The sequence below is a fragment of the Aeromonas australiensis genome (assembly GCF_000819725.1).
In the GTDB taxonomy this organism is placed as follows: Bacteria; Pseudomonadota; Gammaproteobacteria; order Enterobacterales; family Aeromonadaceae; genus Aeromonas; species Aeromonas australiensis.
Window position 1 is genome coordinate 1 of sequence record NZ_CDDH01000030.1, and the last position, 4364, is coordinate 4364.

Below are 4364 nucleotides of genomic sequence, written 5' to 3' on the forward strand. Positions count from 1 at the left end.
ATGCGAAGAACCTTTTTTTACCCGCTACCGCTTTACCCACTCACTCTTTCCCCACTAACGGTTTTCCTCACCATTTTCCTCACCCTTTTCCTCACCAATGGCAGCACCCGCCCCATCTGCACACCAGATCAGTCGTTATTAACCAATTAGCCGATCCAGATCAGAAATCGGCCATCTGGTCCTTTCCCTCCGCCTGCCCGCCGCTAATATACCCGATTGGCAACACACACCTCGTTGGAGCCACCCCATGAGCCATGCCAGCTACACCCCGTTGATTAAAAGCAGCAGACTGGAGGCTGTAATTCAGGGGCGGTAGCCATGCCGGATGGAATGGATAAGCGAGAGTTGCCTACGACCCACTCAATATGGTGACGGCCCCATTTTTATTTCTGACCTGCTCATGCGGACGTGCTTTGGCGGCGCTTGCCAAGAGTGCGCTGAGTACTGATTTTTTATACAGTGGTAACGGTGGTGCAAAAAGAGGAAGTCAAGCGAATACGCCCAGCACGAGAAGCAAGCTGGTAATGTGTTGATTTAATGTTAATTTTTACTTGGCGGCAGTGAGAATGTTACGGAGTTATATGGAATGCTCTGCTAACGGATTAGTGCCGCCTTCCATCTAATCACTGTTATATTTCTCTTGAATTCAACGTGTTACAAATTTAAAAGTTAAGTGGTAATGTGAAAGCTTTGCTGGTTGATGATTTCTTGTGATAGATAGCTGTTGATTTGATCAAGTATATCAATCACTAACAAATATTATCGTTTAATCGCATTTGGCAGCTATTTTAATTTGGTTTGCATTAACTGCTTATTTATCTGATATTTATCATTAGAATCAATGGGTAAGCTTGAGTCGATTTAAAGATTAACGGTTTTTTGTGCTAAAAGTTAGCTCATTTTAAGTTAAGCGTTTGATTTTGATGTCTTTATTTTAAGTGTTGTTTGGTGTTTCAGTAGCTGTCTGGAACTGAAATATAACAAACAATTCAAGCAGACCCTCAACGCGTGGCATTTTTATTATGCGTTGAGTTTAGTGAGTACGGTGTTATGCGGGAAGTTGGTAGTTGCGTTTCGGGCTACTTAATTGGGCGTTAAGTGTCAATCCATCAAAGGAGTAATAATGGAAAATTTTAAACACAGAAATAAAGAAATTGAATTCTGGAGTGTAACCGGAGAGATAATGGGTCAGAATAAATTTTCAGAAACCCATGTTTCATCTAGTGGTGGTGGTGGCTATGTAGGTACGCATGGTGGTCATATTAGTGCTCCAAGGGTTCATTCAACTACTGTAATAAATCACGAGTTTTGGATTAGAACAGAAGATGGAAGTGAAGAAAGTGTGCAACTTGCAGGGCACGATATCCCACTTCGTGAAGGACAAAAAATCACCTTGATATCCGCCGGAGTTAAAGGCAAGGGGTCAGGTTATTTCTCTGTGTTAGTAAATCACAACGCAAATAAGCATTGGTTTATAAACAAAGCCGACTCTTTAAATAAGCGCTTGAAAATAGATCTGGCATCGGGAAAATCTATCTTAATTGCGGGTGGCTTATTGTGTCTAGTGACATATATTGCAAACTCAGTAGAAACTGGAGCTGTCATTGCAGGGGCATTTGTTATTTATCGGTTAGCAACAAAGATTCCTCGAATATTTAAAATGACCAAGGCTTTGGACCAACATCTGGAGTCTTTGGCTCAACAAGCCTACCAAAACACTTAACAAAGTGCTGCACTCGGATAAATTTCTCGCTGCGCTCCAAGTTTACCGGTGAGCGCGGCGTTAGGTGACAAGAAATGGAATTGACTATCACCAGTATTGACTACGCTCCTGAAGAGTTACAACAAATCTGGGAGAGTTACAACAAATCTGGGACACCCACCTTTTTGAGCAAGGCGTATCATAGCCCGAACCCAAAAGATGGGTGTCCAAGGTCTTTTAATAGCCTCATGACCGAAATGCGTTGAAATGTGCATGAAGTACTGAGATCGAGGAAAAAATGAAGAACCTGATACCTGTAGTTGCCAGTGCATTTTTGATAGCTGGTTGCCAATCCAATCCTTCCCAGAACACACCTGCATCGGGAATTGAGTTCGCACATGACAAATTCAGCGTTCTCATGGTTTCGGTTGATGACACATTTGATTTTCCGAGAGGTAAGTTTTTCCGCTCCTCCTATGCTATCCAGGAAAAATTAATGGTCAAATTACCTGGTGTTGTGGGCATCTATGCTGACTTCTTCGACCACTGCCTGGATACCGGCAATAAACCGCAGATTATCGATGGCGTCGCGCTAGTCTGCCGATCTGATCAGGTCAATCTTTATGCCGTTATCGCTGTAGAGGCTGGCAGGACAGCGTGGCTGCAAGTCGTTGAACCGAGTGACATGAGTTTACAGATAAGTGCACAAGAGCTTGCTGACTATGCAATGAATAATTTTGCCAATTATGTTGAGGCTGATGTGAGCAGTACCAAGCGGCTGCTTGGCACCAGCTCTCTTTACAAAAACGTTCCCGATTGGCCGTAACAAAGTTGGCTAATCTGGGACACCCACCTTTTTGAGCAAGGCGTAGCATAGCCCGAACCCAAAAGATGGGTGTCCAAGGTCTTATTGACCAATTAGCCGATCCAGATCAGAAATCGGCCATCTGGTCCTTTCCCTCCGCCTACCCGCCGCTAATATACCCGATTGGCAACAAAGCCTCGTAGGAGTCACCCCATGAGCCATGCCAGCTATCTCGCAGGTAAAAAACAGCAGACTGGAGGCTGAAATTCAGGGGCGGTAGCCATGCCGGATGGAATGGATAAGCGAGAGTTGCCCACGACTACCCAGTCAACATAGTGACGGCCTTATGTTTATTTCTGACCTGTTCATGCAGGCGTGCTTTGGCGGCGCTTGCCACGACTGCGCTGAGCACTGATTTTTCACACAGTAGTAACGGTGGCGCAAAAAGAGGAAGTCAAGCGAATACGCTCGGCACGAGAAGCAAGCTGGTAATGTGTTGATTTAATGATAATTTTTACTTGGCGGCAGTGAAGATGTTACGGAGTTATATGGAATGCTCTGCTAACGGATTAGTGCGGCCTTCCATCTAATCACTGTTATAAGCATCTTTACTCTTGCGAAACTTGGTAAACTAGTTTACTGTTTTTCAATTGAGATTAGACAGAGATGTAGAGTAATGACCTTTGAAAATAGTATTCTAGTTAAAGCATCAAGAAGTCAGGTATATCAGTTATATAGAGATGTAGAAAACTGGAAGGAATGGGATCAAGAAGTTAAGGCTTCTAAAATTAGTTCTGAATTTCAGGAGGGGTGTAGCGGTTTTTTAACTCCATCGAAAGGACCTACTGCTAAAATTAAAATAGTGAAAGTTTGCCAAGATGTATCATTTACGGTTGTAAGCAAACTACCTTTTTGTTGTATGTGCTTTGAACATGAGTTAATAGATGAAGGGAACTTAACTAGAGTTATTCATAGAGTTTCATTTAGTGGGAAACTTAGATTTTTATTTGGTTTTTTAATCGGTAATCAAATTAAAAAAGGATTGCCTCAAACTCTACAAGGTTTAAAAAATAGAGTTGAAAATAATCATGTTTAAGAATGCGGAACCATCTCAAAGTATAGGCCTTCAGTTTTGGTCTGTTTATTCAAAGTGGCAGTTAAGAGTTATTTCTTGTTTAAAGCCATTAAATATTACGCATACACAGTTTGTGGTTTTAACTGCCATTTTATGGCTTGAAGATCAGCATCAAATAGTAACTCAAGCAAGTGTGGTTGCTATTACAGGTATTGATAAAATGACATTGTCTAAATCTTTAAAAAACTTGGTTTTTCAAGGCTTTGTCGTTAAGAGTAAGAATGAGAGTGATAGTCGTAGTCTTATTCTTCGTTTATCTGATGATGGTGAGTTGTTAACGAAAAAAGCACTTTTTCTTATTGAAAAGTTAGATGAAGAGTTTTTCGGGATTATTGGACAGAAGAAAGAAAATGATTTTCGTGAATTGCTTCTTGAATATAAAAAATGCTTATAACAAACGCTTCAAGAGGGACAGCCAACGCACGGCATTTTTACTATGCGTTAGTTTTTGTGATTACGGTATTATGCGGTAAGTTGTTAGTAGCGTTGTCTGCCCCTTAAGCGGGCGTTAGCTGTATTCAGAAATACTCTAAACCCTCGTGAGGGAAAATGTACAAATTAGAAATTTTTTGCCAAACAAATCAGCAAGATGCAGTTCTTAGCACATTACATGATGCTGGTGTGGATAAGATTGGAAACTACGATCATTGCTGGGCATTAGGTTCTGTTATGGGATCGCATCGAGCGCTCGAAGGCTCAAACCCTGTTTTTGGTTCAGTTGG

General features: G+C 41.7%; 4 protein-coding genes. All 4 read left to right on the plus strand.

Features of this window, described 5'->3' with window-relative positions; genetic code table 11:
• The first annotated feature begins 1123 nt into the window (after window positions 1–1123).
• The gene (locus tag BN1117_RS18905) at window positions 1124–1723 is read left to right on the plus strand and encodes a hypothetical protein (protein ID WP_082032549.1); all 600 of its coding nucleotides are present in this window, start codon (window positions 1124–1126) and stop codon (window positions 1721–1723) included.
• A 277-nt stretch (window positions 1724–2000) separates the two neighbouring features.
• The gene (locus tag BN1117_RS05135) at window positions 2001–2528 is read left to right on the plus strand and encodes a hypothetical protein (protein WP_040095401.1); all 528 of its coding nucleotides are present in this window, start codon (window positions 2001–2003) and stop codon (window positions 2526–2528) included.
• Between the two features lie 655 nt (window positions 2529–3183).
• Window positions 3184–3603 (plus strand): SRPBCC family protein, encoded by a 420-nt coding sequence (locus BN1117_RS18910; RefSeq protein ID WP_055030477.1) that lies wholly within the window; start codon window positions 3184–3186, stop codon window positions 3601–3603.
• Window positions 3596–4036 carry a MarR family winged helix-turn-helix transcriptional regulator gene (locus BN1117_RS05140; RefSeq protein ID WP_040095402.1) on the plus strand — a complete coding sequence of 147 codons (441 nt, stop codon included), beginning with the start codon at window positions 3596–3598 and terminating at the stop codon, window positions 4034–4036. Before BN1117_RS18910 ends, BN1117_RS05140 begins: the two co-directional genes overlap by 8 nt.
• Window positions 4037–4364: the final 328 nt, after the last annotated feature.